Origin of the sequence: Enterocloster sp. 210928-DFI.2.20 (assembly GCF_020554465.1) — a bacterium.
In the GTDB taxonomy this organism is placed as follows: Bacteria; Bacillota; Clostridia; order Lachnospirales; family Lachnospiraceae; genus Enterocloster; species Enterocloster bolteae.
Window position 1 is genome coordinate 1 of sequence record NZ_JAJCHK010000093.1, and the last position, 886, is coordinate 886.

Annotated in this window: 2 protein-coding genes; both read right to left on the reverse strand. The window is 51.9% G+C overall.

Translation table 11 applies throughout. From position 1 onward, the window contains the following. Window positions 1-361 (reverse strand): hypothetical protein (locus LI015_RS27960; protein WP_227126779.1); only part of this gene is annotated, 361 nt, incomplete at its 3' end. Continuing rightward, window positions 361-783 carry a minor capsid protein gene (locus LI015_RS27965; protein WP_227126780.1) on the reverse strand — a complete coding sequence of 141 codons (423 nt, stop codon included), beginning with the start codon at window positions 781-783 and terminating at the stop codon, window positions 361-363. The genes LI015_RS27960 and LI015_RS27965, both read right to left, overlap by 1 nt. Between the last annotated feature and the right edge of the window lie 103 nt (window positions 784-886).

Genomic DNA, 886 nt, shown 5'->3' on the forward strand with positions numbered 1-886 from the left:
CCATTGCATTGGATGTGATGGCTTTTATAAACCTGGCCTCCATCTCCTGGTTGCCAATATTGGCACTAAGCCCATCCTCCTCCGGCAGCTGTTCCAGCCAGTATCCCAGTTCCAGAAGGAAATTGCTGTTGGCCAGCCGGCAGTAATCCGTGAAGGATGGGGCCACTGCATACATAGCAAAGTTGTGGCGCCGCGTCTGGTTCCCCAGCATGTCCTCCTTGACCAGACTGTCCCCATTGCTGGACAGGCCATAACTGGGGCCTGGCTCCGTGAAATCCATATGGATATCGCTGTCTGTCAGGAACTCCGATATTTTCGGATACTCCGTTAGTTTCTGACGCATATAATCTATGATTGTCATTAGGTTCCTCCTCTATCTACCAGGGCCTGAGCTGCCTGCAGTATGTCGTCCTTATGGTCGGCTTTCATCCGCTCAAACCACTTTTTACCACGCATGGGAGCGCCAGCATAAGTCAACTCCCGGTCTGTGGGAACTTTTATCTCGTTTTTCTTTGCCCAGGCGCTGCCCGTTGTCGGGGATACATACAGGATACCCTCATGCAGATAATTGGCATATGGTCCAGGTATGTCAATCTGGCCGGATCCAATCACCGTGGCCATGACCATCATATGCTCCAGTTCCCCCGCCTGCCTGCGCGGCATGTAAGCGCTCATATACCGCATAGTTTCATTGTCCACCAGTTTCTGTACTGATCCGCCTTCCTGCAGTCCATGGTTCTGCAACACAGCCTCAGAAGGCAGCATCTTAAGCTCCACCTTCACAGTCTTACCTCCTACTTGCAGGCCAACTCATAATGTTGTACTGACTCGCTGCCATACAGCCTTTCATCTACTGTGGTCACCGTCAGGAATCTATGGGCCGTCT